The 26,761-nt window shown below is 50.0% G+C and carries 22 protein-coding genes and 11 tRNA genes; 29 read left to right on the top strand and 4 right to left on the bottom strand.

Annotated elements, in window-relative coordinates; genetic code table 11:
• The first annotated feature begins 91 nt into the window (after positions 1-91).
• The 22 genes from ACZ481_RS14065 to ACZ481_RS13960 all read left to right on the top strand — a co-directional run bounded on the left by ACZ481_RS14065 (position 92) and on the right by ACZ481_RS13960 (position 21,048).
• Positions 92-1,234 carry a two-component system sensor histidine kinase NtrB gene (locus ACZ481_RS14065; RefSeq protein WP_464765991.1) on the top strand — a complete coding sequence of 381 codons (1,143 nt, stop codon included), beginning with the start codon at positions 92-94 and terminating at the stop codon, positions 1,232-1,234.
• A 151-nt stretch (positions 1,235-1,385) separates the two neighbouring features.
• Complete coding sequence (locus ACZ481_RS14060; RefSeq protein ID WP_464765990.1) at positions 1,386-2,633, top strand: L,D-transpeptidase family protein; 1,248 nt, start codon at positions 1,386-1,388, stop codon at positions 2,631-2,633.
• A 234-nt stretch (positions 2,634-2,867) separates the two neighbouring features.
• On the top strand, positions 2,868-5,507 hold the full coding sequence (gene polA / locus ACZ481_RS14055) for a DNA polymerase I (RefSeq protein ID WP_464765989.1): 2,640 nt from the start codon (positions 2,868-2,870) through the stop codon (positions 5,505-5,507).
• Between the two features lie 13 nt (positions 5,508-5,520).
• Positions 5,521-6,345, top strand: coding sequence for a DNA-formamidopyrimidine glycosylase (mutM, locus tag ACZ481_RS14050; protein ID WP_464765988.1), 825 nt, complete (start codon positions 5,521-5,523; stop codon positions 6,343-6,345).
• 16 nt (positions 6,346-6,361) lie between these two features.
• Positions 6,362-6,976, top strand: a complete 615-nt coding sequence (gene coaE, locus ACZ481_RS14045; RefSeq protein ID WP_464765987.1) for a dephospho-CoA kinase — start codon at positions 6,362-6,364, stop codon at positions 6,974-6,976.
• 62 nt (positions 6,977-7,038) lie between these two features.
• Complete coding sequence (locus ACZ481_RS14040) at positions 7,039-7,608, top strand: lytic transglycosylase domain-containing protein (protein ID WP_464765986.1); 570 nt, start codon at positions 7,039-7,041, stop codon at positions 7,606-7,608.
• A gap of 25 nt (positions 7,609-7,633) precedes the next feature.
• Positions 7,634-9,274 (top strand): peptide ABC transporter substrate-binding protein, encoded by a 1,641-nt coding sequence (locus ACZ481_RS14035; RefSeq protein ID WP_464765985.1) that lies wholly within the window; start codon positions 7,634-7,636, stop codon positions 9,272-9,274.
• Between the two features lie 81 nt (positions 9,275-9,355).
• Positions 9,356-9,441, top strand: a tRNA-Leu gene (locus ACZ481_RS14030).
• A 191-nt stretch (positions 9,442-9,632) separates the two neighbouring features.
• Positions 9,633-9,718, top strand: a tRNA-Leu gene (locus ACZ481_RS14025).
• Between the two features lie 113 nt (positions 9,719-9,831).
• Positions 9,832-9,917 (top strand) — tRNA-Leu (locus ACZ481_RS14020).
• A 175-nt stretch (positions 9,918-10,092) separates the two neighbouring features.
• Complete coding sequence (locus tag ACZ481_RS14015) at positions 10,093-10,749, top strand: alpha/beta fold hydrolase (RefSeq protein WP_464765984.1); 657 nt, start codon at positions 10,093-10,095, stop codon at positions 10,747-10,749.
• Positions 10,750-11,111: 362 nt separating this feature from the next.
• The gene (locus ACZ481_RS14010) at positions 11,112-12,068 is read left to right on the top strand and encodes an aspartate carbamoyltransferase catalytic subunit (protein ID WP_464765983.1); all 957 of its coding nucleotides are present in this window, start codon (positions 11,112-11,114) and stop codon (positions 12,066-12,068) included.
• A complete protein-coding gene (locus ACZ481_RS14005; protein WP_464765982.1) occupies positions 12,052-13,341 on the top strand; it encodes a dihydroorotase in 1,290 nt (429 codons plus the stop codon). The genes ACZ481_RS14010 and ACZ481_RS14005 overlap by 17 nt, the downstream gene beginning before the upstream one ends.
• Positions 13,338-14,414 (top strand): glutamine-hydrolyzing carbamoyl-phosphate synthase small subunit, encoded by a 1,077-nt coding sequence (carA, locus tag ACZ481_RS14000; RefSeq protein ID WP_464765981.1) that lies wholly within the window; start codon positions 13,338-13,340, stop codon positions 14,412-14,414. Before ACZ481_RS14005 ends, carA begins: the two co-directional genes overlap by 4 nt.
• Positions 14,415-14,416: 2 nt before the next feature.
• Positions 14,417-17,638, top strand: coding sequence for a carbamoyl-phosphate synthase large subunit (gene carB, locus ACZ481_RS13995; protein ID WP_464765980.1), 3,222 nt, complete (start codon positions 14,417-14,419; stop codon positions 17,636-17,638).
• A complete protein-coding gene (locus tag ACZ481_RS13990; RefSeq protein ID WP_464765979.1) occupies positions 17,631-18,398 on the top strand; it encodes a dihydroorotate dehydrogenase electron transfer subunit in 768 nt (255 codons plus the stop codon). Before carB ends, ACZ481_RS13990 begins: the two co-directional genes overlap by 8 nt.
• Positions 18,395-19,327, top strand: a complete 933-nt coding sequence (locus tag ACZ481_RS13985; RefSeq protein ID WP_464765978.1) for a dihydroorotate dehydrogenase — start codon at positions 18,395-18,397, stop codon at positions 19,325-19,327. Before ACZ481_RS13990 ends, ACZ481_RS13985 begins: the two co-directional genes overlap by 4 nt.
• Before the next feature lie 4 nt (positions 19,328-19,331).
• A complete protein-coding gene (gene pyrF / locus ACZ481_RS13980; RefSeq protein WP_464765977.1) occupies positions 19,332-20,051 on the top strand; it encodes an orotidine-5'-phosphate decarboxylase in 720 nt (239 codons plus the stop codon).
• Positions 20,051-20,623: an orotate phosphoribosyltransferase gene (gene pyrE / locus ACZ481_RS13975; protein WP_464765976.1), complete on the top strand. Its 573-nt coding sequence runs from the start codon at positions 20,051-20,053 to the stop codon at positions 20,621-20,623. Before pyrF ends, pyrE begins: the two co-directional genes overlap by 1 nt.
• A 186-nt stretch (positions 20,624-20,809) precedes the next feature.
• A tRNA-Asp gene (locus ACZ481_RS13970) sits at positions 20,810-20,886 on the top strand.
• An 8-nt stretch (positions 20,887-20,894) separates the two neighbouring features.
• Positions 20,895-20,969: transfer RNA gene (locus ACZ481_RS13965), tRNA-Gly, on the top strand.
• Between the two features lie 3 nt (positions 20,970-20,972).
• A tRNA-Trp gene (locus ACZ481_RS13960) sits at positions 20,973-21,048 on the top strand.
• A 42-nt stretch (positions 21,049-21,090) separates the two neighbouring features.
• Here ACZ481_RS13960 and ACZ481_RS13955 read toward each other — a convergent pair.
• The 3 genes from ACZ481_RS13955 to ACZ481_RS13945 all read right to left on the bottom strand — a co-directional run bounded on the left by ACZ481_RS13955 (position 21,091) and on the right by ACZ481_RS13945 (position 23,826).
• A complete protein-coding gene (locus tag ACZ481_RS13955; protein WP_464765975.1) occupies positions 21,091-21,891 on the bottom strand; it encodes an ABC transporter ATP-binding protein in 801 nt (266 codons plus the stop codon).
• An 85-nt stretch (positions 21,892-21,976) separates the two neighbouring features.
• Positions 21,977-22,723: an ABC transporter permease gene (locus tag ACZ481_RS13950; RefSeq protein ID WP_464765974.1), complete on the bottom strand. Its 747-nt coding sequence runs from the start codon at positions 22,721-22,723 to the stop codon at positions 21,977-21,979.
• 26 nt (positions 22,724-22,749) lie between these two features.
• Positions 22,750-23,826 (bottom strand): ABC transporter substrate-binding protein, encoded by a 1,077-nt coding sequence (locus ACZ481_RS13945; RefSeq protein ID WP_464765973.1) that lies wholly within the window; start codon positions 23,824-23,826, stop codon positions 22,750-22,752.
• 145 nt (positions 23,827-23,971) lie between these two features.
• Between ACZ481_RS13945 and ACZ481_RS13940 the strand changes: the two genes are divergently transcribed.
• From ACZ481_RS13940 to ACZ481_RS13910, 7 genes are all read left to right on the top strand, one after another.
• Positions 23,972-24,637: a hypothetical protein gene (locus ACZ481_RS13940; RefSeq protein ID WP_464765972.1), complete on the top strand. Its 666-nt coding sequence runs from the start codon at positions 23,972-23,974 to the stop codon at positions 24,635-24,637.
• Between the two features lie 38 nt (positions 24,638-24,675).
• Positions 24,676-25,038 (top strand): response regulator, encoded by a 363-nt coding sequence (locus tag ACZ481_RS13935; RefSeq protein WP_464765971.1) that lies wholly within the window; start codon positions 24,676-24,678, stop codon positions 25,036-25,038.
• Between the two features lie 143 nt (positions 25,039-25,181).
• Positions 25,182-25,258 (top strand) — tRNA-Asp (locus ACZ481_RS13930).
• Between the two features lie 142 nt (positions 25,259-25,400).
• Positions 25,401-25,476: transfer RNA gene (locus ACZ481_RS13925), tRNA-Phe, on the top strand.
• Between the two features lie 4 nt (positions 25,477-25,480).
• Positions 25,481-25,555 (top strand) — tRNA-Gly (locus tag ACZ481_RS13920).
• Positions 25,556-25,562: 7 nt separating this feature from the next.
• Positions 25,563-25,637: transfer RNA gene (locus ACZ481_RS13915), tRNA-Cys, on the top strand.
• Positions 25,638-25,645: 8 nt separating this feature from the next.
• Positions 25,646-25,734: transfer RNA gene (locus ACZ481_RS13910), tRNA-Leu, on the top strand.
• 258 nt (positions 25,735-25,992) lie between these two features.
• Here the strand turns inward: ACZ481_RS13910 and ACZ481_RS13905 are convergent.
• Positions 25,993-26,673 carry a Crp/Fnr family transcriptional regulator gene (locus tag ACZ481_RS13905; protein ID WP_464765970.1) on the bottom strand — a complete coding sequence of 227 codons (681 nt, stop codon included), beginning with the start codon at positions 26,671-26,673 and terminating at the stop codon, positions 25,993-25,995.
• Positions 26,674-26,761 lie beyond the last annotated feature (88 nt).

The raw sequence follows: 26,761 nt of genomic DNA, 5'->3' as shown, positions 1-26,761 counted from the left end.
GTAATCGTTCTAAATTAGCAGGAGATACAATATTTTACAAGAATGTTTAACAACACAAAATTTAAAAGATGGTCACTGGAGGCGATCGACAATGTCCGCGGCTGAAGCTTTTGAAAACAAAATAGTGTATTTGCACCGGGAAGATGACTATCATGATTCGTTTGAGACAACAACCGGGATTTTATTTATAGATAATGAATTGCGGCTAAAAAACCTGAACCGTGAGGCTGAAAAGATCTGCGGCATACACAGACCGAAAGCGGTTGGCCGCAGGGTAGAAGATGTCTTTCGGCATCATGGCGAGAAATTCCTGAAGGTATTTTATCTTGACGAGTACGAGGATCTAAATACGATTAATTTAAAGTTAAAAGTACAGGATCAGTATATTTATGCTCATATTGACACCCTGAGGCTGCGAGGCACCCGCGGGGAACCTAACGGCTTAATTGTTATTATTCAGGATTTATCGGCAGTCAGGGCGGCGATTAAGCAAATCCAGATCACGCAGATGCTGATGTCCCTGGGCGAATTAGCCGCCGGCGTGGCTCATCATGTGCGTACGCCGCTGACTACCATCAGCGGGTATCTGCAGGTTATGCTGGGGCGCCTGGAGGATGACCGCTATACGGTAGGGCGTGATGTGCTGGAGATGATGCTGGATGAGGTAGCCTGCATTAATAAAGTAGTCAAAGAACTTGTGATGTTTGCCAAGCCGCCGGTCAACAAGGAGGCTAATATCGATATTAACCGCACAATCGAAGAGGCATTGTTGCTAACCTTTAAACAGCTGGGCGGTGAAAAAATAGCGATTGACAAGCAGCTAGCCGCTAATTTACCGGCCCTTACCGTTGATAGTAATTTAATCAAGCAAGCCGTTGTAAATATTATGCAAAACGCGATTGAGGCTATGCCCAATGAAGGGGTGCTGTCAGTAAAATCCTGGATAAATTCCGAACTGAACATGCTTGTTATTGCTATTGGCGATACAGGGTCCGGGGTTGCGCCGGAAATACTGCCGCGGGTCTTTGAGCCGTTTTATACGACAAAACTGGAGCATATGGGGCTGGGATTGCCTGTTGCGCACCGGATTGTCAGTGAACACGGGGGCTTTATCAATATTAACGCTGTTAGTCCGACCGGAATCGGTGCCCATATTCATATTTATCTGCCGATTGTTGATGAACGCCATCGCCGGTTGCGGGTGGTACATCAGCAGGTGCTTAACCTGCAGTAGGGATACCGAATTTTGCCTGAAAATTTTATGGTGAAAGGTAATATCTGCATCCCATTTTCATATTCTGTTATTGTTACAGAAATTAGTGTGAAGAAGGGATGCTCTAGTGTTACGGCAGATAAGTTCTTTGGTCCCAGCAAAATTTATAAAAATGCGAAGTCATGTTCTAAAGAATAAAAATCAATATCTTAAAAGACTTTGCCTAAGCCTGGCTTTTCTGCTGTTTTGTTTTTTCCTGAATCCTGCAGGCCAGGCTAAGAACGACTTGGTTGCACCCAGTATTACCGTGAATTTGCCAAGCCGGACAATTGAGCTTTTTGCCGGCAATAGCCTGGTGAAGGAATATCCGGTTGCTATAGGCAAGCCATCAACCCCGACACCGTTAGGCAACTACTCGATAGTATACAAAGAGATTAATCCGGACTGGTATCCGCCTGACCAAAAAGGCAAGATGGTGCCGTCAGGCCCGGAAAATCCGCTTGGCTACAGGTGGATGGGAATTTGGAATAACTATGGCATTCACGGGACCAATGCGCCATGGTCAATCGGTGCAGTTATATCCAATGGCTGTATTCGCATGTATGAAGAGGATGTGGAAGAACTTTTTGACCTGGTGGGCTATGGAACGCCGGTGCGGATAACCTATGACCGGATAAAAATCAGAACAAATGCCAGGGAACAGATTTTGCTTGCCGTTTATCCCGATGTCTACGGGTATGGCAGGGTGACTGTACAGGATGCGCGCAATAAGCTTGCTGCCTATCCCTGGAATGGGTTGATTACTGATGAGTTTTTACGCAAAACAGTTACCCAGGCCGATGGCAGGCAGGTTATTATTGCCAGCCAATTCAAGCTTACGGTAAATGGCATTCCTATAACCGAGCCGGGGGTAACTGTGCAAAATATCCAATACGTACCTGTTAAGCCCCTGGCCGGGGCATTAAATCAACAAATAAGCTGGGATGAAAAGACGAAAACAGTGCAATGCGGCTCCAATCGCATACCGGGGATCAACAGCGGCAACAGGGTGTATGCAGCGGCCGAAAACATAGCGGCTCTTTTGGGCGGTGATCTGAACTGGCAGTCAGACCAAAATACGCTGGATTATCATACCACTGTGGTTTTTGTAAACAATATTCCCGCAAATATTGAGATAAAAAAGGTGCAGGGCATGTTAGCGCTGTCTGCCCTGGAACTGGCAGCGGCAATGGAGCGGCAGGCTACGTGGAACCCGGCAGACCATGTATTAATACTAACCGCTGCCGGGCAAAATACAATAGTGCCGGTGGTAATGGTCGGGCAAAAGCCTTATATTCAGATAACTAAAATTAACCAATATTTTAATGCCTATGTTTACTGGAATGAACAGGCCAACACAATAGAACTGACCTATCCTTAAGCAAAGCTGAGTAACTGCTAATCTAAGTTGCGGAGAGAGCAATAGCGGGCTCTCTCTTTTCCCATTTCCGGCGCAGCCTATAAATTTTTTTTGCTTTACTAAGGCCTGTGCAGGCTGGTTCTTCAATAGATATTACATAACGAGTCACTTATTAAGGAAAATAAGAGCAGGGATTTTGCTTTTAATAGCCAATAAACATAGATTGGACTATATGAATATAAGGGTGGTGGGCTTATGCCCCAGAAATTAATTATCATTGACGGCAGCAGTCTTGTACATCGGGCTTTTCATGCGCTGCCGATGCTGCGTACCGCAGGCGGCCTGTATACCAATGCCGTATACGGTTTTACAACTATGCTTGTTAAATTACTGACAGACTACAAACCGGATTTCCTGGCTGTCGCTTTCGATAAAGGCCGGGTGACGTTCCGGACAGATACCTATCAGCAATATAAGGCTCAGCGCCAGGCCACGCCGGGTGAATTGTCGGAACAGTTTCCCCTGATCCGTGAGTTATTGGGAGCCTTTGGCATCGTTACGCTGGAAGAGCAGGGGTTTGAGGCCGATGACATTTTAGGAACACTTGCCGCTAAGGCAGGCCAACAAGGGTTTGAGGTATTAATTGTCACCGGCGACCGGGATGCCCTGCAATTAATCGGTCCGGGCACCACAGTGCTGCTTACCCGGAAAGGCATATCCGAGATGGAAGTTATGGATACAGCGGCTCTAAAAGAAAAATATGGGTTAACCCCGGCCCAGTTTATTGATATGAAGGGCTTAATGGGGGATTCTTCCGATAATATCCCCGGCGTACCGGGCATTGGCGAAAAAACAGCAATAAAATTACTGATCCAATATGGTTCGCTGGAGAACGTGCTGGCTAATATTGAAGGTGTGGCCGGCAAGAAATTACAGGAAAACCTGCGGCAGTATGCGGAGCAGGCTGTTCTATCCAAGCGCCTGGCGACAATTGTCTGCGATATGCCGCTGGAATTTGTTCCGGAAAACTTTACGATTGACCCTGACCGAGAAGCTGTAAAAGCGGTATTTGCCAAGTTTGAGTTTAAAAATATGCTGGCCAAGTTTGATGTATTGTTTGCCGGCACCGTTAATGCGGACGCCCAAGCACCGGCCGCGACCGTCGAGCTTGCGGCTCCGGTTATACTTGCCAGCCGCAGTGAGATTGAGGCCCTCCATAGGGCTGGGCAACAGCAGGGAAATTTATGCTGCTATCCATTAACTGCAGCCCATTCGCCTTTAGCCGGACTGGCAGGTCTTGCTGTTACCTGCGCCGGCAAAACTGTATATATCCCGGCAACGGCAGAAGGGTGGGATGCTGTGTTTGCTATCCTGGCTGACAGCAGCATTACACTTACCACCTATGATGCCAAGCAATTGTATAATGCCTGCCGGCTGAGAGGCACAGCCCTCAACTGCCCGGTGTCGGATCTGCTAATTGCCGCCTATTTGCTTGAGCCAACAGCTTCTTCTTACCCCCTGGCAAGCCTGGCGGAAAAATACCTGGGACAGACAATCGTTTTGCCTGGCGGTGATAAACAGTTAACAGCCAAACCGGAATTTGCGGTTTGGGCCAGCGGCATCATTGAACAACTGCGGGATGCCTTTGCCGTCAGCCTGGCCGGCGCCGGCCTGGACAAGCTGTTTGCACAGGTGGAAATGCCGCTGGTGGAAGCTTTATCTGCCATGGAGATTGCCGGTATTAAAATTGACAGGGATTATTTGCAGGAGATGGCAGCTAGCATTGCCGGTAAGGTTGAACAGTTGCTGGGCGAAATTTATCAATTGGCCGGGGAAGAGTTTAATGTTAACTCGACCAAGCAATTGGGGCATATTTTATATGAAAAACTAAAGCTTCCGATTATTAAAAAGACGAAAACCGGTTTTTCTACTGACGCTGAAGTCCTGGAAAAATTAGCGGGGGAGCATCCCCTGATCGATAAGCTGCTTGAATACCGGCAGCTTACCAAGCTGAAATCCACTTATCTGGATGGGTTAGAAACCCTGATTGAGCCTGGGACCAGCAGAATACACACCACCTTTAATCAAACCGTGACAGCTACCGGCAGGCTGAGCAGTTCTGAGCCCAACCTGCAGAATATCCCCATCCGCACCGATATCGGGCGCAGGATCAGGGAGCTGTTTGTGCCTGGCGATGGCTATCAATATATTATGGCGGCAGATTATTCACAGATTGAACTTAGGGTTCTTGCCCACATGGCAGGAGATGCCAGTCTGCTTGAGGCCTTCCGGCACAATCAGGATATTCACACCCGGACGGCGGCCGAGGTTTTTGGCCTGGCCATGGCGGATGTGACCGCAGAGTTGAGAGCCAGAGCCAAGGCTGTTAACTTTGGCATTGTTTATGGCATCAGTGATTTTGGGTTGGCCCGGGACATTGGTGTCAGCCGGAAAGAGGCCGGCTATTATATTGAAAGCTATTTTGCCAAATATCAGGGGGTAAAAAGGTATATAGACGAGGTTGTTGCCGGTGCTCACCGCGATGGCTATGTGACTACTTTGTTTGGGCGGCGGCGGCAGCTGCCTGATATTAACAGCAGCAATTTTAATCAGCGGTCCTTTGCCGAACGGACGGCAATGAATACACCGATCCAGGGGGCTGCCGCCGATATCATTAAAATTGCCATGAATCATGTTTACCAGGAGCTTAAGGCCGCGGGGCTTCAAAGCAGACTGCTCTTACAGGTTCACGATGAGCTTGTGCTGGAAGTTACTGCTGCTGAACTTGACCAGGTTGCCCAGCTTGTAAAAAATGCCATGGAGCAGGCGGTAGAACTCTCAGTGCCGCTTCTGGCCGAAGTGAAAACAGGCCGTAACTGGGCGGAAGCGAAATAGAGGAGGTTGGGCGATGCCTGAGATGCCTGAGGTGGAAACCATTCGCCGGACGTTGACCGGCAAAGTGGAGGGGCGAAAAATTGCCCGGATTAAAATCGGCTTGCCACGCCTGGTAAAGTGGCCTACTGCACCTGAATTTCAGGCAATTCTTACTGACCGGACGATTGTCACCTTACAGCGGCGGGGTAAGTATCTGTTGTTCTATCTGGACAATGACTATGTTCTGGTCATTCATCTGCGGATGACAGGGCGTTTATATTATGTTAATCCTAGTACAACATATGACCGCTTTACTCATATCATTTTTACTTTGGACAATGGTGATTTATTGTTGTATGCAGATACCCGCACCCTGGGTACGCTTTATCTGCTGCCACAGGGGGAGTTGTGGCGGATCGCCGGCCTGGCTGCCATGGGCCCGGAGCCGTTATCGGCCGAATTTACGCTTGATTATCTTATTGCTGTGCTGAGCAAACGCAAGGCCACTATTAAGGCGGTATTGCTGAATCAACACCTGATTGGCGGTCTCGGCAATATTTATGTGGATGAAGCGCTGGCGATTGCCGGTATAGATCCGGAGCGTGTCGCCAATAGTCTCAATGAAACGGAGGCCAGATATCTCTACCAGGCGGTAAATCAGGTGATCGCCGATGGCATAGCCCATGGCGGGACAACCTTTCGGGATTATCGTGACGGGGCAGGCCAAAGCGGCAGCCATCAGTACCATCTTAATGTGTATGGCCGGACTAATGAACCCTGCCACCGTTGTGGCACTGCCATTTCACGCAAAGAAGTAGCTGGACGCGGTACGCACTATTGCCCTCATTGTCAAAAATAGCTAAGGGGATACGTGTATGTATTTGATTGGACTTACCGGCGGCATTGCCAGCGGCAAAAGTACGGTCAGTAAAATGCTGCAGGAACTGGGGGCATATATTATCGATGCCGATAAGCTTGCCCATGAGATAACCAAACCCAATAAACCGGCCTGGCAGGACATCGTGGCCGCCTTTGGGCCCGCTGTCACCGATGCCAGTGGTCAAATTAACCGTAAACGCCTGGGAAAGATTATTTTTGCCGATGCTGCGGCCAGAGCTAAGTTAGAAGCTATTACGCACCCCCGGATCGAAGAGGCGGTAGCGGTTTCGCTGGCAACTGCCCGGCAGCAGGGCTGCAAAATGGTTGTTCTGGATGCGCCGCTTTTAATTGAGGTTGGCTGGCATTCACGGGTGGATGCGGTCTGGGTAGTCTTTGTCGATGAACAGACCCAGATTGTTAGGTTAATGATGCGGGATAACAGCAGTTATGAGGATGCCATGGCCCGGATTAGAGCCCAGCTTTCCTTAAGCGAAAAACTAAAATATGCTGATGTGGTCATTAATAACAGTAAAACGATTGAAAATACAAAAAAACAGGTGCAAAAGTTTTGGTGGGGAATTAGTAATAGCATAGACAGCGGTGATAAGTAAAGCATTTTTTTGCCTGCTGGCACATATGGTTAAAGAGTGATTTTTTTTGCGGAGTGATTTTATTGCGTATCTGGACTTGGCTGAAAGTCCTGATGATTGGTCTATTATTGTTGGCCACAGGCATCTACACTGTGTTTACGAGTGACTGGTTTCAGAAAAAATATGTGTATCCTTTTTTGTATCAAGAAGCTATCTACACCTATGCCCTTCAATATGACCTTAATCCATTTCTGATTGCCGGCGTAATCCGCACAGAAAGCAAATTCATTACCGAAGCCCGTTCGCCCAAAGGAGCCCTGGGCCTTATGCAAATTATGCCTGATACAGGCCGCTGGATTGCTCAGCAGCGTGAACAGAGAGATTTCATGATTGCTGATTTGACTGATCCGGATATGAATATCCGTTTTGGTACATGGTATCTGGCCTCTTTAAAAAAAGAATTTGCCGGCAACGAGGTGCTTTATCTTGCCGCCTATAATGGCGGCCAGGGAAATGTCAGACAATGGATGGAGCGGTATGGGTGGTCCGAGGATTTTGCTGATATTAATCAAATTCCCTTTAGAGAGACCAGAGAATATGTGCAAAAAGTCCTCAACAGTAAAAAACGATATCAGGAATTGTATGGCAGATAAAGGTGATGAGGAGAATGGGCTATAAATGATGCGTAAGTTGCTACTTCTATTTCTAACACTAATATTGGTCGTTACTGCCGGCTGCAGTTCCCGGGATGAGAGTCCGTTGCCTGAAAAGAAAAAAATAACTGTTCAACAGGGCGGGCAGCTTACATATGGGAGTTTGCAGGAACCTAACACGCTTAATCCGTTATTGTCCGACCTGCTGGCCACAGCTGAGGTAGGCAAGCTGGTTTTCAGTGGTCTGGTCATTACCAGTGATACGGGGGAATGGCTGCCTGATCTGGCTGTGGATGTGCCAACTACAGCCAACGGCGGTGTGACGGCTGACGGCCTCACCGTTACCTACCGGCTCCGGCCGGGGGTAACCTGGCATGATGGTACGCCCTTTAGCGCTGAAGATGTCAAGTTTACCTGGCAGCTGATTATGAACCGGAATGTAAATATCGTAGCCCGTGAGGGGTATGACCGGATTAGGGCGGTGGAAACCCCGGACAAGCATACGGTTGTTGTCAAATTTCGTGAGTATTATGCTCCTTACCTTACCTTATTCACGACAATACTGCCCAAACATAAACTTGAAAACGAGAGTAATATAAATAAAGCGTCCTTTAACCGGGCCCCGGTTGGCACGGGACCGTTTAAATTTAAGGAATGGCAGGTTGCCGAAGCAATCCGCTTTGAGGCCAATCCGGCTTATTACCGGGGAAAGCCGGTTTTAGACAGTATTATCTATAAGGTGATTCCGGATGCCAATATCCTGCTGACACAGCTGAAAGCAGGCGAGCTGGATATTGCCGGCAATATCGGGTTTTCTTATTTAGAGCAGATAAAAGCCATCAGTGGAATCAGGGCGGTTATTACGCCTACTATGATCTGGGAGCATATGGACTTCAACCTGGATAACCCTCTGTTCCAGGATATTCGCGTCAGGCAGTCGATTGCCCGGGCCATTGACAGGCAGGCGATTGTCGACGAGGTGCTTAAAGGGGCTGCCGGCCCGGCCGATGGTGACCAGTCGCCCATGTCCTGGGCTTATAATCCGCTACAGCAGCCCCCGTCCAGAGACCTTAACGCGGCCCGTGACTTGCTGGGCCAGGCTGGCTGGCAGCCGGGAACAGATGGAATTATGACCAAAAATAATAAAAAGCTGGCATTTTCCCTGTCTGTCCCAACCGGCAACAAATTACGGGAACAAACAGCGCAAAAAATTGCCGAGCAGCTTAAAGAGATTGGCGTATTAGTGGAAATTCGCCAAGTGGATACAGCGGTGTTTTTTGCTGATACTTTGCGCAACAGACAATTTGCAACAGCGATGTATGCCTGGGTTGCCGGTCTTGATCCGGATAATCTCAATCTTTGGCATTCCCGCAAGATTCCGAGCCGGGCCAACGCCTATGACGGACAGAATTATCCCGGCTGGCGTAATCCGGAGATCGATAAATTGAGCGAAACCGGTGTCCGGACAATTGATGTGACTGCCAGAAAAAATATTTATTTTCGGATTCAGGAGCTGATCCGTGCAGAATGCCCGGTGGTGCCGCTCTATTTCCGCGGTAATATTGATGCGGTGAAAACAGCGGTTGTTAATTACCAGCCTAACCCTACGCCTGCAGGCAATTTATGGAATGCCTGGCAATGGGGTTTTGCCGCTGCGGGTAAATAATGTTTAAAATAATGCTTGACGATCGTTTGTTGTTATGATAAGATACATTATGTTGCATTAAGCGTGACATCAAGCATAGATGCGGTCGTGGCGGAACGGCAGACGCGCTAGCCTCAGGAGCTAGTGGGGGCAACCCCGTGGTGGTTCAAATCCACTCGACCGCACCATCTAAGCATAAGCAGAGAACCCAAGAAGACGAGCCGCGAGGCGAAGGCTGATTGGTGTGAATCGCTTAGTTTTGAGCGGAGTGAAGAACCTCCTTAATCATCACCTGTGTACCAGCGCGCTCATCCAAAAGACTTCTACTTGACGATAAAATAAAATTATCGTATAATTTTATTGTTAACAATCTAAACATGCGGTCGTGGCGGAACGGCAGACGCGCTAGCCTCAGGAGCTAGTGGGGGCAACCTCGTGGTGGTTCAAATCCACTCGACCGCACCATCTAAGCATAAGCAGAGAACCCAAGAAGACAAGCCGTGAGGCGAAGACTGATTGGTGTGAATCGCTTAGTTCTGAGCATAGCGAAGAACCTCCTTTATTTACTTAACCCACATGCGGTTGTGGCGGAATCGGCAGACGCACCATCTTGAGGGGGTGGCGCTCACAAGGCGTGTGAGTTCAAGTCTCACCAACCGCACCATATTTTTTAGCAAAAGAAGTTGATTGCCTAGCAATTGGCTTTTTTATTTTATTTATATGATATAATAATATAAATGATTTTGGGTAATTTAGAGAATGGAACATGAGGTCTGTGAGTATTAATAGCGGGCTATGAGCTGTTTTGCTGATAGGCATAGAAATTGAGGAGGATGTAAATGAAGATAACCGTAAACAATATTGACCTTGCCTATGAAAAATCAGGCAGCGGCGAACCACTTTTACTCCTGCATGGCAATGGGGAAGACCGTCATATTTTTGACGTGATTACGGCAAAACTGCAAAATGATTTTACCGTATATGCTATTGATAGCAGAAATCATGGTGAAAGTACAAAAACCGAAGATTATTCGTATGAAACCATGGCAAAAGATATGTATTCTCTTATCAAACATCTGAATTTGGGAAAAGTAAATATTGTCGGTTTTAGTGACGGCGCAATTATTTCATTACTTCTCGCCCTGAATCAGGGTGAATGTATAAACAAAATGGCGCTTTTAGGGGTGAATTTAAAACCGGACGATTTTACTGAGGAAAGTTATCAATTTGTTGAAAAAACATATGAGGAAACCAAAAGCCCTTTGTTCAAGCTAATGCTGGAACATCCGAATATTGAATTAGCTGATGTCAAGCATGTAACCACGCCCACATTAGTTGTAGCGGCGGAACAAGATATTTTTAGACCGGAGTCATTTGTTAATCTGGCAAACACTTTGCCAGATGCAGAATTAATTATTATGAAGGGGCATGAACATGACAGCTATATTGTAAATCAAGATATTTTATATCCTGATTTATTGAAGTTTTTTTTGTAGCATTTGTTATCCATATATCAACGCTTTGGTTCCTGTTTTTTTACATAAATGAGCGCCTGCCTATTGACAAGATCCGGAACAATCTGCTATTATCTTTACAATACGAATATGGCCTTTAAGCTGGTCCTGTGAGGCTGGCAAGGGGACGATAGGGACTTTTACGCCTTCTTGCGCGCTTTTCACAGCAAGAAGGCTTTTATTATAGCTGACAATAACAAATACTATCCTTTAAGTAGGCCCTGAGAGGTCTGCAAGGATGTACCGGGCTGATTATGCTTTATTTTGGCGTGGTTGCCTATTACTCCTTGCTTTTTCAGGCAAGGGGTTTTTATATGTCTTTAAAATTGAAGGGAGAGTGCGTGATGAGTAAAGCGCAGGTATCATTGCGGAATAAGGATATCCTTGGTCTGGAAGCTATGACGGCGGCCGAAATGGAACTTATTCTCGCTACGGCTAAAGAGATGAAAAATATCATCGACAGGGATATCAAAAAAGCGCCGACTTTGCGCGGCAAAGCCATTGTTAATCTGTTTTTTGAGAACAGTACCAGGACACGTACCTCATTTGAATTGGCGGGCAAATACCTTGGCGCTGATGTTATTAATATCTCGACTAGCTCCAGCAGTGTGGCCAAAGGCGAAAGCCTGCGCGATACCCTGCTTACAGTCGAAGCCATGGGGGTCGATATCATCGTCATGCGCCATGAAGCCGAAGGTTCGGCCCAATTCGCCGCCAATATAGCCAAACCAGTCATTATCAATGCCGGTGATGGCGCCCATGAGCATCCTACCCAGGGGCTGTTGGACATGTTTACAATTAAACAATATAAAGGCCGGCTTGCCGGTCTAAAAGTAGCGATAGTCGGCGATATCCTACATAGCCGGGTGGCACGCTCCAATATCTGGGGCCTGAAAAAAATGGGGGCTGAGGTTCATCTTGCCGGTCCGCAAACACTGCTGCCCCGGGATATAGAAACCATCGGGGTAACGGTACATAACCGGATAGAAGACGCTCTCGACCAGGCTGATGTGGTCAATGTGCTCCGTATCCAGCGTGAACGGCAGCAGAAAGGACTCTTCCCCTCAGCCCGCGAATATGCCCGGATATTTGGCGTAAACGCCACACGCCTGGCATTGGCTAAAGAGGATGCGCTCTTGATGCATCCCGGCCCTATGAACCGCGGCTTGGAGATCGCTCCGGATATCGCCTACGGTGGACAGTCAGCGATTCAGGAACAGGTGAAAAACGGTCTGGCTGTCAGGATGGCCTTGTTATTTTTAGTGCTGATGGGAGGGACTCACATTGAAGCTGCTAATTAAAGGCGGACGTATTATTAATCCGGCGGAGAACATGGATGTAACCGGTGATATTCTGATTGAAAACGGCAGGATCGCGGCCCTGGGGGCCAATTGTGCAGCAGCGGGAGCGGAAATTATCGATGCCGCCGGGCTGGTAGTAGCCCCTGGCCTTGTTGATATGCATGTCCATCTGCGGGAACCAGGCCTGGAGGCGAAAGAAGATATTGGCTCCGGCACAAGGGCGGCGGCGGCAGGCGGATTTACGACAATTGCCTGCATGCCGAACACGAAGCCGGCCATTGACAGCTCCATTGTGGTTGCCGGCTTAATCCAGCGGGCGCAAACCGAGGGGGTTGTCAATCTTAGGATCATCGGCGCGCTCAGCAAAGGTCTGGAGGGCCGGGAGCTGGCCGAAATTGGCGATATGATCGCAGCCGGGGCTGTGGCCATTTCTGATGATGGCGGTCATCTGGACAGTACCCGCCTCCTGAAGACCGGGTTTGAGTATACCGGAATGTTTGGCCGGCCGGTCATTACCCATTCAGAGGACGAAGGCCTGGCCAATGAAGGGTTCATGCATGAAGGGGCTGTATCGGCGGTGCTGGGGCTGAAAGGCCGGCCGGCGGTTGCCGAAGATATTGCGGTGGCCCGCGATATTATGCTGGCAGAATACGCAAATGCGCCCATTCACATTGCTCATGTCAGCAGCAAAGGCGCGGTTGAAATCATCCGCCAGGCCAAACAGCGGGGCGTCAAAGTAACGGCGGAGGCAACACCCCATCACCTGACGCTTACCGACGAGGAACTGAGAACCTTTAATACCGCTTTTAAGGTCAATCCGCCGCTCCGGTCGGCTGAGCATGTTGCCGCTCTTATTGACGGACTGAAAGACGGAACGTTGGATGCTATCGCCACAGATCATGCGCCGCACGCTTTTGAGGAAAAAGATGTCGAGTTCCGGTATGCCCCCAGCGGTTTCGCCGGGCTGGAAACCGCAGTCGGGGTTGTACTGACAGGGCTTTATCATACTGGCAAACTGACACTGCCGGAGATCATCGCCAAGCTGTCTTATGGTCCGGCAAAAATCCTGGGGCTGGACAGAGGCGTGCTGAAGGTCGGGGCACCCGCCGATATAACAATCATTGATCCTGAATATAAATGGACAGTTGACTGCATAAAATTTTATACACGGGGAAAACATTCTCCATTTGAAAGCAGGAATTTAAGGGGTAAAGCGCTAATTACTATAGTGGATGGAAGTATAATTATGCAAAATGGCGAGGTGCTTAAATGAATGGCAAACTGATATTGGAAGACGGCAGCGTTTTCCAAGGGATGCTTGCTTCCGGTACTAAAACAGTTGGGGAAGTAGTGTTCAATACCGGTATGACCGGTTATCAAGAAGTGTTAACAGATCCATCGTATTGTGGACAAATCGTAACAATGACGTATCCGCTTATTGGCAACTACGGGGTGGCTGATCTCTTTGACCAGGCCCGGCAATCCTTTGTGCGTGGTTTTGTGATCAGTGAGCTGTGCGGCAAGCCCAGCAGCTGGCAGGCTGAAGACTCCCTGGTTTCCTATCTTAAAGCGAGAAATATTTCTTGCCTGTATGGGGTTGACACCCGGGCTATCACCAGAAGGATACGCTCGCAGGGGACCATGAAGGGGGTCATTGTGCCGGCTGCTGCTCAGGCCGGCGAAATCGCCGAGCTGTTTGCGCAATCGCCATTGACAGAGGCTGTCAAAGAAGTAACAACGAAAGAAATCTACCGTCTCCCGGGTAAGGGGCCCCGTATCGCCGTGCTGGATTTTGGCATTAAACGCAATATCCTGAATTCCATGGCGAAAGCCGGGTTTGATCTTACCGTATTGCCTGCCTACACTCCGGCGGCAGAAGTGCTGGCGCTCAATCCTGACGGCATATTCCTGTCAAATGGCCCTGGTGATCCCAAAGATGCGCCGGTGGAGACCGTGCGGCAGCTCATCGGTAAAAAACCGATATTTGGCATCTGCCTTGGGCACCAACTGTTGGCCCTGGCTTTGGGGGGCGATACCTATAAGCTGAAGTTTGGCCATCGCGGTTCCAATCACCCGGTTAAAGATCTGGCAACAGACCGGGTGTACATCACCTCCCAAAATCATGGCTATGCAATTGATGAAAACTCGCTGGCCAAGCTGGACGTCACCGTGACCCACCGCGCCGTCAACGACGGTACGGTAGAGGGGCTGCGTCATAACCGCCTGCCTGTATTCTCCGTGCAGTATCACCCGGAAGCAGCGCCCGGTCCTGATGACAGCACCTATCTGTTCGCGGAATTTATGCGGCTGCTCAATAAAGAAATGAATAAGGCGAGGGGGAACTAACGGTGCCGAAAAAGCAAAACTTGCGCAAGGTTATGGTTATTGGCTCAGGCCCGATAGTGATCGGCCAAGCCGCTGAATTTGACTATGCCGGTACTCAGGCGTGCCAGGCATTAAAAGAAGAAGGTTTTGAGGTGGTGCTGGTTAACAGTAACCCGGCCACTATTATGACCGACACAAATATTGCTGACTGGGTATATATTGAACCGCTGACCCCTGAATACCTGGAAGAGATTATTGCCAAAGAGCGGCCGGACGGTATACTGGCCACTTTGGGGGGGCAGGCCGGCCTTAATCTGGCCGTCAAGCTGGCGGAAAGCGGTGTCCTGGCCAAATATCAGGTTGAATTGCTGGGGACGCCGATTGAAGCGATCAAGAAAGCGGAAGACCGGGAATTGTTTAAAGCGACGATGGAGGAACTGGGCCAGCCAATTCCCGCCAGCACTATTGTTGAAGACATTGAAAGCGCGCTTGCATTTGCCGGAGAAACCGGCTATCCGCTGATTGTGCGGCCGGCGTATACGTTAGGCGGAACAGGCGGTGGGATTGCTTATAATAATGAGGAACTTATCGATACCGTAAACCGGGGCTTAAAGCACAGCCTGATCGGGCAGGCGCTGATTGAACGCAGTGTGGCCGGCTGGAAAGAAATCGAATATGAAGTGATCCGTGATGCCGCTGATAACTGCATCACGGTATGCAATATGGAAAACTTCGACCCGGTCGGTGTTCATACCGGCGACAGTATTGTGGTTGCGCCGTCCCAGACACTTACTGATTATGAATATCAGATGCTGAGAAGCTCCTCGCTAAAGATCATCCGGGCGCTGGGGATTGAAGGCGGCTGCAATGTGCAATATGCGCTTGACCCTAAAAGCAGTAATTATATTGTGATTGAAGTAAACCCGCGGGTAAGCCGGTCCAGTGCTTTAGCCTCAAAAGCAACCGGTTATCCGATAGCCAAAGTGGCGACAAAAATCGCCATTGGCTATACCCTGGATGAAATTACCAATACGGTAACCGGTAAAACCAAGGCCTGCTTTGAACCGGCTCTTGATTATGTGGTTGTCAAGTTTCCCCGCTGGCCTTTTGACAAGTTTGTTTTTGCCGACAGAACCCTGGGCACACAGATGAAAGCCACCGGTGAGGTTATGTCCATTGACCGCAACTTTGAAGGGGCGCTGCTAAAAGCGGTGCGCTCACTTGAAATCGGTCTTAACCGTCTGGATATCCCTGAAATTGCCAGGCTGAGTGATCAGGAGCTCAAAGATAAGCTCCCGCTGGTCAATGATGAACGTACTTTTGTGATTGCCGAAGCGCTCCGCCGGGGCGTAACGGTGGCTGAGATTCATGCCATAACCACCATTGATAATTTTTTCCTGGATAAAATTGAAAATATCGTGACAATGGAGCGGCGGCTCAGCCGGGAATTTTCTGATGAAGTCCTGCTGGCTGCCAAGCAAATTGGTTTTGCCGATAAATCCATTGCCGAGCTGACCGGGAAAACGGTCTTTGCAATCCGGGACAGGCGCAAACAGGCCGGTATTGTGCCAAGCTATAAAATGGTTGATACCTGTGCAGCCGAGTTTGAGGCTGTTACCCCCTATTACTACTCAACCTATGCCCAGGAAGACGAGGTGCAGCGGACCGTTAACCGTAAGGTAATTGTCCTGGGTTCGGGGCCGATCCGGATCGGTCAGGGAATTGAGTTTGATTACTGCTCGGTTCACTCGGTCTGGGCGCTGCGGGCCATGGGGATCGAATCGGTAATTATCAATAATAACCCCGAAACCGTCTCTACGGACTTTGACACCTCAGACCGGTTGTACTTTGAGCCGCTGACCCCGGAAGATGTACTGAATATTATTGACAAAGAACAACCGGAGGGGGTTATTGTCCAGTTTGGCGGGCAGACAGCCATTAATCTGGCCGGCCCGCTGGCTAAAGCCGGTGTCAAAATTTTTGGCACAAGTGTGGAGGATATTGACCGGGCGGAAGACCGGGAGAAATTTGATGAATTGCTGGAGCAACTGCACATTCCGCGCCCGCAGGGGGAGACAATCACCGACGCCCGCCTGGCGCCGCAGGCTGCGGCGCGTATCGGTTACCCTGTTGTTGTGCGTCCGTCCTATGTGCTGGGCGGACGGGCCATGGAAATTGTCTATAATGAAGCGGAATTGAAGGATTATATGGAGCGGGCTGTCAAAGCGTCGCCTGAGCATCCGGTGCTGGTTGACCGTTATATGCAGGGAACCGAGGTCGAGGTTGATGCCATTGCGGACGGCGATGATTTCCTGATTCCCGGCATTATGGAGCATATCGAGCGGGCCGGCGTGCATTCCGGTGACAGTATTGCCGTATATCCGCCCCAGACTCTGTCGGACAAAGTCAAAGCGACCATTGTCGATTATACGGGCCGCCTGGCCAGAGGGCTTAAGGTCAAAGGCCTGATTAATATTCAGTATGTCATTGTCGATGAAGAGGTATATGTCATTGAGGTAAATCCCCGGTCAAGCCGGACCATTCCTTTCCTGAGTAAAATCACTGCTGTGCCAATGGTTGATGTGGCAACCCGCGTAGCAATCGGCGAAACCCTGAAAGGGATGGGCTACACTCCCGGGCTGATGCCGGAGAGACCGTACGTTGCGGTAAAAGTACCGGTGTTCTCATTCGCGAAAATGCAGCATGTGGATATTTCCCTGGGACCGGAAATGAAGTCTACCGGCGAGGTTATGGGGATTGACTATCAGTATTCCCGCGCCCTGTACAAGGGAATAGTGGGCGCCGGCATGAATGTGCCGCAGGCAGGCACGATTCTTGTCACCGTTGCCGATAAAGATAAGCCGGAAGCCGGCGAGATTGCCAAAGAATTCGCCCGGCTGGGGTATGAGCTGGTGGCAACAAGCGGGACGGCCAAATATCTGCGTTCCCTCGGCCTGCAAGTAGGGACAGTGCCCAAGCTGCATGAGCAGCAGCCTGAGATTATTGAAATGATTAAGGCCGGAAAAATCAACATGGTAATTAATACTCTGACCAAAGGCCGGGATTTTGACAGCGACGGCTTCAAGATCAGGCGGGCAGCCGTAGAGCATGCCATTCTCTGTCTGACCTCAATGGATACGGCCAATGCCGTCTTTGATGTGCTGAGCATTATCCGCGAAAGGAAATTCCTGTATGTGCTGGCCCTGCAGGATTATGTGGGTGGAGGCGAAACAGCCCGTGGGTAAAACCTGTGTAACAGCTAAAGTAATTAAACAGCGCCCCCTGGCGGGGGACGTATTTGCCTTGACCGTGGCAGTGCCGGCGCTGGCTGCGGTCAGCCGGCCGGGCCAGTTTGTCCACCTGCGCCTGACAGAGGCTTTTGATCCGCTGCTGCGGCGGCCCTTTAGTATTGCCGACTGTGATGACGGCCAGGGAACGCTTACGGTTATTTATCGCGTTGTTGGCCGCGGCACAATGCTGATGGCCGGCCTGCAGGCCGGGGACAGCCTGGATTGTATGGGACCGCTTGGCCACGGTTTTGACTTAAACTCCCGGCGCCCGCTGCTGGTCGGCGGCGGCATGGGACTGGCACCGCTGCTTATGCTGGCCAAGGCTTTCTGTTCCCGGCCGGCTACTATACTTATGGGTGGCCGTAATGAACAGGAATTATTCTGGCCAAAGATCTTTGCCGGGGTGTGCCCCCATATTCATATAACCACAGATGACGGCAGTGTTGGTCAGCGCGGCTTCGCTGTCGACCTGTTGCCGGGGCTGCTCGCGCAGGGCGATTTTGACGGCATTTATGCCTGCGGACCCCAGGCCATGCTCAAGGGCGTGGCAGCGGCGGCAGCCCACCATGGTATTGCCTGCCAGGTTTCCCTGGAGGAATATATGGCCTGCGGTGTTGGGGCTTGTTTATCCTGCACCTGCGCCGCCGCCGGCGGCAAGCGGCATAAGGTATGCACGGACGGCCCGGTATTCCGGGCTGAGGAGGTGGCGTGGTGAGGTTAACTGATGCCAGGCTGGCCGTCAATATTGCCGGCATTAACATGAAAACGCCGGTATTGACAGCCTCCGGCACTTTCGGCTTTGGGCTGGAATATAGTGACTTTGTTGACCTGAACCAGGTAGGCGCCATCGTGGTTAAGGGGACAACCCTGGCGCCCAGGGCGGGCAATAGCGGGCGGCGCATGGCCGAAACACCGGCAGGCATGCTGAATTCTATCGGGCTGGAAAATCCGGGGGTTGAAGAGCTGATCGCGAAAACTATGCCTGAACTGGCGCAGTACCAGGTTCCTGTTATCGTTAATATCTCCGGCAACACAGTGGAGGAATACGGTGAGCTGGCAGCCAGACTGGATCAGTCCGGTGCCGCCGGTCTGGAAGTGAATATTTCCTGCCCGAATGTAAGGCAGGGCGGCATTGCCTTCGGCACCTGCCCGGAGAGTGCCGCCGCTGTCGTAAAAGCGGTGAAGGCCCGGACAAAGCTGCCGGTTATTGTTAAGCTTTCTCCCAACGTTACCGATATTGCGCTGATGGCCAAAGCCGTAGAGGCCGCCGGGGCTGATGCGATTTCCCTGATTAACACCCTGCTGGGAATGGCGATTGACATTCGCACCTGGCGGCCTGTGCTGGGCAATACGGTTGGCGGCTTATCCGGTCCGGCCGTCAAGCCGGTAGCGGTCCGGATGGTATGGCAGGTGGCTCAGGCTGTCCGGGTGCCGGTGATTGGCATGGGCGGGATTATGACGGCGGCCGATGCGATTGAATTTATGCTGGCAGGGGCCAGTGCGGTAGCCGTGGGGACCGCCAATTTCGTTAATCCGCGGGTGGCGGTTGCCGTGGCTGAAGGTATCAGTGATTATTTGGCCGAACGCGGTTTGGCCCAGGTAGGGGAGCTTGTCGGACAAGTCAATCGAAAACAAGGAGGATAACTACTTGGAGCAGGTAGAAAACCGTTTGATCGTAGCCCTTGATGTTGCTACCCTGGCCGAAGTCCGCCAATTAGTGGCAACATTGGGCGATAGTGTACATTACTATAAAGTAGGTATGCAGCTGTTTTACAGTACCGGCATGGACTGCCTGACTTATTTGCGGGCAGCAGGCAAAGACATCTTCCTGGATTTAAAAATGCATGATATCCCCAATACTGTCGCGCAGGGGGCCGCTGCGCTGACCAGGCTGGGAGTAGGCATGATTAATGTCCAGGCGTCAGGCGGCGCAGCGATGATGCGCGCGGCAGCGGCACAAGTGGCGGCAACAGCGGCTGGTCTTAACATTCCCCGGCCTAAGCTGATTGCCGTAACCGTGCTGACAAGTATGGATGAACAGGAATGGTCCCTGCTGCGGCATAGTACCGGTATTCCCGAACAGGTTGTCCAGCTGGCCAAGCTGGCCAAGGCGTCCGGTTTAGATGGTGTGGTGGCGTCGCCGCAGGAAGCGGCGCTGATTAGAGCCGCCTGCGGACCGGACTTTGCGATCATTACGCCGGGAGTACGTCCCCAAGGCGCGGTATTACATGATCAGAGCCGGGTGGCGACACCGGCAGCAGCCCTCGGCGCCGGGGCCGATTACCTGGTTGTAGGCCGGCCAATCACTGCGGCCCCGGATCCCAGGGCCGCAGCCCAGGCAATATTAGCAGAAATGAGGCAGGCATAATGAAGGAAGCAGAAGTTCGCGCCTTGTTTGTTGAGACAGGCGCAATTTTAGAAGGCCATTTCTTATTAACCTCCGGCTTGCACAGCCCGCTGTATGTGGAAAAGTTTCAGGTGCTGCAATATCCACGTCATACGGAAAAACTATGTGCCGCTTTGGCTGAGCGTTTCAAGGATGAACAGGTGGAGCTTGTTGTCGGCCCTGTAACCGGCGGCATCATCTTAGCGCATGAGGTAGGCAAGCAGCTTGGTACGCGGGCCATTTTCACCGAACGCGAAAATGGCAAAATGACGCTCCGCCGCGGCTTTGTCATTGAACCGGGCCAGCGCGTACTTGTGGTCGAGGATATTGTTACCACCGGCGGCTCGGTCCAAGAGGTTATAGAGGTAGTCCGGGAACAAGGGGGCACACCGGTTGGTGTCGGTATCCTGGTAGACCGCAGTGGCGGCAAGGCTGATTTCGGCATTCCCGCCCAGGCTTTGCTCCACCTTACCGTCCCAACCTATCAGCCTGACGGCTGCCCCTTATGCCGGGACGGAGCCGCGCTGACCAAACGAGGCAGCCGTAAACTATAATCACGGTACAATTGGCTGTGCAGCATTGCACAGCCTGTATTATCTCTGAAAGTTACAGCAAAATTGCGATATTTGCTTTAAAGTAAAGCTTAAATTTAATTTTTTTTAAAAATAGCCTGCTATAGGTATTGATATTATGTCAAAAACATGGTAATATTAGATCTCGTCAGGAGATATTAACTAAGTGGCCCCGTGGTGTAGCGGTCTAACATGCCGCCCTGTCACGGCGGAGATCGACGGTTCAAATCCGTTCGGGGTCGCCACCTGACCTGCGGAAGTAGCTCAGCGGTAGAGCATCGCCTTGCCAAGGCGAGGGTCGCGAGTTCGAATCTCGTTTTCCGCTCCATACAGGGGTATAGCTCAATTGGTAGAGTAGCGGTCTCCAAAACCGTTGGTTGAGGGTTCAAGTCCTTCTGCCCCTGCCATAGCACAAGAATCCACTGAGAATTGTCTCAGTGGATTCTTTCTTAGTTCTCTGCCAGCTCCAAGGCTTTGACCTTTAAAACCTCTTCGCGTAAGGTCAGCCAGATTTTTTGAAATAGCTCATTGTAACGGAGCGTAGTCCGGATTTGCGCAATGTCGCGGGGGCGGGGCAGGTCAATTTCAACAATTGATTTGACTGTACCGGGATGGGCCGTCATAATCAGGATGCGGTCGCTGAGACAGAGGGCCTCATCGATGCTATGGGTAATAAAAACCGTTGTTTTCTTGCTTAACTCCCAGATCTTTAATAACTCCTGCTGCAGAAGAATCCTGTTTTGCTCGTCGAGGGCGCCAAAAGGCTCATCCATTAACAGGATTTCAGGATTATTGGCAAAAGCGCGGGCTACGCTTACCCGCTGCTTCATGCCGCCTGAGAGCTGATGGGGATAGGAACCGGCAAATTTAGTGAGACCAATCATCCTGATATATTTATCAGCAATGGCATAGCGTTCTTTTTTCGGTACGCCCCGCAGTTTAAGGCCATAGGCAACATTGTCGGCCACCGTAAGCCAGGGAAAGACCGACTGTTCCTGAAATACCATTGAATTTACAGGCCGGTCGCCTGTTGGTATCATAATATTGACTTCACCGGCAGAGGCGGTATCTAAGCCGGCGAGAATGCGCAGCAGTGTGGTTTTGCCACAACCGCTGGGACCGACAATAGAAAAGAATTCGCCGGCACCGATTGTTATATTGATATTGGTAAGCGCAGTAACCGGGCCGCGGCTGGTAACAAAGGTTTTCCCAAGCTGCTTGAGAATAATGCCGCTAGCGTCATAAGCCATGGCCACACCTCCTTTTCGTGGATCGTGGTTCGAAGTTCGAGCGATCGAACGAAGCGATTAACGAACGTAAGCGAATAAATCCACATTAGCCGGTCTGTTTCCACGGCAATACCAGGCGTTCCAGCCAATCAAGCAGCAGTGAGAATATATACCCAAGCACAGATAAGGTGATTAACGCAACAAACATCTGTTCAATGGCAAACATGTCATAAGCCCGCCAGATCATCCAGCCGACACCGGCTTTAGCGGCCGACATCTCAGCCGCGACAATCAGGATCAGCGCCATCCCCATACCCAGCTTTAAACCGGCAAATATCATCGGTAGAGCTCCCGGCAAGGCTACCGTGAGATAAAAGTCTTTGCGGCTGGCGCCAAAGTTTTTTGCGACTTCCAGATATATTTTATCAATATTTAAAACCCCGGCCATAGTATTAATTACCACCAGATAGAACACGCCGATTGCAATCGTAAATATCTTAGAGGTTTCGCCAAGTCCGAAGATCAGGAGAATAAGCGGCATGATAGCCAGTTTCGGAATCGGATAGGTAGCGGCGATCATAGGTTCAAAAGCGGAACGGATAAGGGGGGACAGGCCCATGCTTATGCCGAGGAGAATGGCAGGGACTGCACCGGCGGCGAACCCTAAAATAACCCTCATGACGCTTATCCAGGTGTTATAAAGCAGATCGCCGGAAAGCAGCAGCGGGAAAAAGGCTTCCAGTATGAGCACCGGGCTCGAAAGCAGGCGGGTGTCGACAAGCCCTAACCGGGCTCCTGCTTCCCACAGTAATAACAGGGTTAATGGCGACAATATGGATATAGCTGTTTTCACATCAATCAGCTCCCGGTTACGACATCTTATTGATAATAGCCCAAGGTATTGACAGCAAAGTCTACATATTTATTATCCACAGCATCATCCAGGCTGATATCGGCGTTAAGCAGGTTGTTTTCCTTATACCAGGCTAAATCGGCGGCAATGCCGTTCATTCGCAGGTAACCGTCAGGATTCAGCCCGGTGGGTAACATTTTTTCGTACAGAGCAGGGTCTTTGATCACCGAGTATTGGCAGAGTATGTCAATAACTTCAGCTTTATTTTTATCTTTGAAGAAAGCGTCATTGTAGTCCCGCAGGGACTTGATATAGGCAGTCATAAACCGGTTGGCCACATCAGGCCGTGAGGTCATGCTGGTGCCATATACCAACAGGGCGATTTGCGCATCCGGATCATATTCAGACGGATCTTTCCAGGGATCAATAAACCCTTTGGCTATGCCTTGCGTGACAAAGGGTTCAATGACCATGGCGGCGTCAATACTCTTGTTGCCTAAAGAGACCAGCATATCAGGAAAAGCCCGGATTACCTGCATATCAATATCCTGTGTCGTTAAATTGCCTTTGGCCAAAACCCGGGCCAGGCAAATCTCGTCTAAAGAGGCTGTGCCAACCACAGCAATTTTTTTACCCCGCAGGTCGGCAAAGCTTTTCAGTTCACCGGCCAGGTCTTTTCTCACCACTAAACGGTAATAGCCCTGACCGGGGACATTAATTCCCTTATCCGCAACAATTTTAACCGGAATATCCCGGGACATAGCATTTAACAGCCCCGCAGCAGTCACTGTCGCGCCGACATCTAATTGTCCGGCCGCCAGTTGATTAATCATTTCCTGGCCAGAATTAAACTGGACAGGTTCAATTTTGATGCCAAGATCCTGATAATAGCCTTTAGCCATGCCAATGAGAATACCGGCATCAGAAACAACCTGCTTCATGCCGACATGTACCACAGTTTCCTGCGGCAAGGCTGTTAAGCCATGAGCCCAGTCAGGCCCTGCTGTCGGCCTGGTTTGGCCGGCAGGCGCCTGACCGCAGGCTGTAATAAACAAGGTGAGTACCAGTAAGACTGACAACAGTCCACCCCAACGTTTCAACATATTGTTTCCTCCTTGTTGTTTCGGAATGATTCCGGTGGAAGCTACTTCATACTATTCTAAGTTTATTTTTTGGTTACTTGTCAGGCAGGTTTTTTTATTTCAGTCAAGAATATAAAGTAAGAGGTTAGAGGTGGAGTATAAGCACATGGAAAAGATTATTGAAGAAGTAGCCGGCTGGAAATTCTTGCAGAATCTGCCCCGGGAAATTTATGGATTTACCCTGATAAATGAGTTTATGGCCTGTGGTTCTCAGTATCGTATTTTTACATATAATAATCAGGAAGCCAGACGCAGCTTTACGGTTTTATATGATCAAGCAACAAAGGATTTCCTGGTTCGCACGGTAATTGGTTTAACCGAGTTCTGTGATATCAGCTTTATAACCGGCAAGCTGGCGGCTCTGGAAAAGCTGCTGGCAGAGCGGATGAATGAAACGTTATGGGGATTGGCTCACTTTGAACCGGCCTGTCTGTGTGCCCAATTCACCGGCAAGAAAATTACCGAATGGCCCTATGCAGACCAATTACCAAAAATACTGGCAGGCTTTGAACTTTTTATCAATCCCCACGAACCGCTTAAAGCACTAAATGGCTCTTACATTATTATCGACTACAGTGATTTTGCCACTGAAAGTAACCTTGTGGTAAATTATAATATCTATCGTGACCAGTTTTTTAGTGAGATACGGCTCAGACGAACACCGCTGATGACAGCTGAATTTGATGCGAAAACATTACCGGAACTTGGTGATCGCCTCAAAGAAAATCTTAGTCCGGCACTTGAACGGTTGCGATTGCAATTGCAGCAATAACTTTGAAGTATGAACGCGCCAAATAGGGAGGTTATTATATGTCAAGAATTTTAGTGTGTGATGATTCAGCGTTCATGCGGATGATGTTGAAAAAACTGCTAACAGATATGGGTCATGAAATTGCCGCCGAGGCCGGCGATGGCAAACAGGCGGTCCAGTTATATCGTCAGCACAAACCTGATTTGGTCACGATGGATATTACGATGCCGGTTATGGACGGCATCGAGGCCGTAAAGCATATTCATGAGGCCGATCCGGCCGCCCGGATTATTATGGTAACCGCCATCGGGCAGCGCAGTATTATTGCTGATGCCATAAAAGCGGGGGCGGCCAGTTTTATCGTTAAGCCGTTCGAGCCCGAGCAGGTGGAGGAAACAGTAAATAAGGTTTTAAATACCTGAAAAATTAGCAAATGTACTTGACGCATGCATACTGTTTGCTATATAATAAGATTCGTTGCTGCAATTAAGCGATAAACTGGATATAAATAAGTATTGACTTAAGTAAGCGCTTAGTATATACTTTACTATGCGATTTGGTAAGTGGCCCTGTGGTGTAGCGGTCTAACATGCCGCCCTGTCACGGCGGAGATCGACGGTTCAAATCCGTTCAGGGTCGCCATTTTCCTTAATTCCCTGCGGGTGGCTAGAAATGTCCATATGCTAGGCGCGACGAGAACCGTAGCGGAGGCGTACACGGAGTACGTTGAGCAACGGATCGCAGGAGCAACAACGCAGATGGGCGTTTATAGACAGCTGCACACGCCTCGGTAGCTCAGTCGGTAGAGCAGAGGACTGAAAATCCTCGTGTCGACAGTTCGATTCTGTCCTGAGGCACCATTTTGCGGAAGTAGCTCAGTGGTAGAGCATCGCCTTGCCAAGGCGAGGGTCGCGAGTTCGAATCTCGTTTTCCGCTCCATAGTGACGGCGACATAGCCAAGTGGTAAGGCAGAGGTCTGCAAAACCTCTATTCCCCAGTTCAAATCTGGGTGTCGCCTCCAACTTCCCTGCCGGGGTGGCGGAACTGGCAGACGCAACGGACTTAAAATCCGTCGGAAAGAAATTTCCGTACCGGTTCGATTCCGGTCCTCGGCACCAGCCTGTATAAAACGCGCAGTTAGTGCGAGTTTTTTTTATTTCTACATAGAATAGGCTCTCTTATCCGCTAGCTGGATAAGAGAGCCTATTTGGGTCAGCGGCCGGACGCTGGCGCTGCCCAAGCCTTGAACCAGGCTCACAAGCAATTGCCGCCTGCCGGGCCTTTCGTTAAACAGCAGCAAATTACCTCCCGGAAAAGACGGTGAACAGGTTTCCTGTCCCTGTACAGCCGCAATGCGCAAAAGGCTGACAGGAAGTTTATTCGATAACCTTTTTGAGCCTGTCCAGGTCGGTGATTTTTACCGATGAACGGTAGAAATCAATCAGACCCTCATCGCGCATACGGCCCATTTCCCGGGACAAAGCCGTCCGGGATACATTAAGGAAATCGGCCAGGTCATTGCGGTTTAGCGTCAGGGTAAATGTTTTTCTGGCTGTTTGCCTGTGCTGATCCAAAAGATAGGAGCTGATTTTTTCCCGCATGCCGCGAATGGACAGGTATTCCAGTTTGCGGTTGAGCAGGATTGCTTTTTCCGATAGGATTCGCAGCATATTGGTGATTAGCTGCTTATGGCTGGAACAGGCGTTGGGGCAGGTGCCCATGATTTGCACCGACGGTAAAAACATAATTGTACTTTCCGCTTGGGCAATTACCGAAACCGGCCAGGTGCTGAGTGTCGAAAACGCAATCATTTCCCCGAAGATATCGCCGGCCTCCAGGCTGGTCATGACAATCCTGCTGCCGGCAGCGTTTTCTTTGATTACAGTGGCCTTGCCGGCTAAAACAATACCCAGGCCGCCAAACTCCTCACCGGCCAGAGCGATATAATTGTTTTTGGGATAGGTAGCTATTTTAGGCTGCAAGCAGCCGAGAACAGACGCTAAGGACTCAGCCTCAATATTGCCAAACAGGGGTGAGTGTGTAAGCACAGTGATCATATCATGACCCATAAAATTCATCACAGCCTTATTTTTGGTAGCTACGGCTACCGATTTTTTATTTTCATTATATTACAATGAATTCACA

It is taken from the genome of Sporomusa intestinalis (genome assembly GCF_055383785.1).
This window is presented reverse-complemented; position numbering and strand designations above follow the sequence as displayed.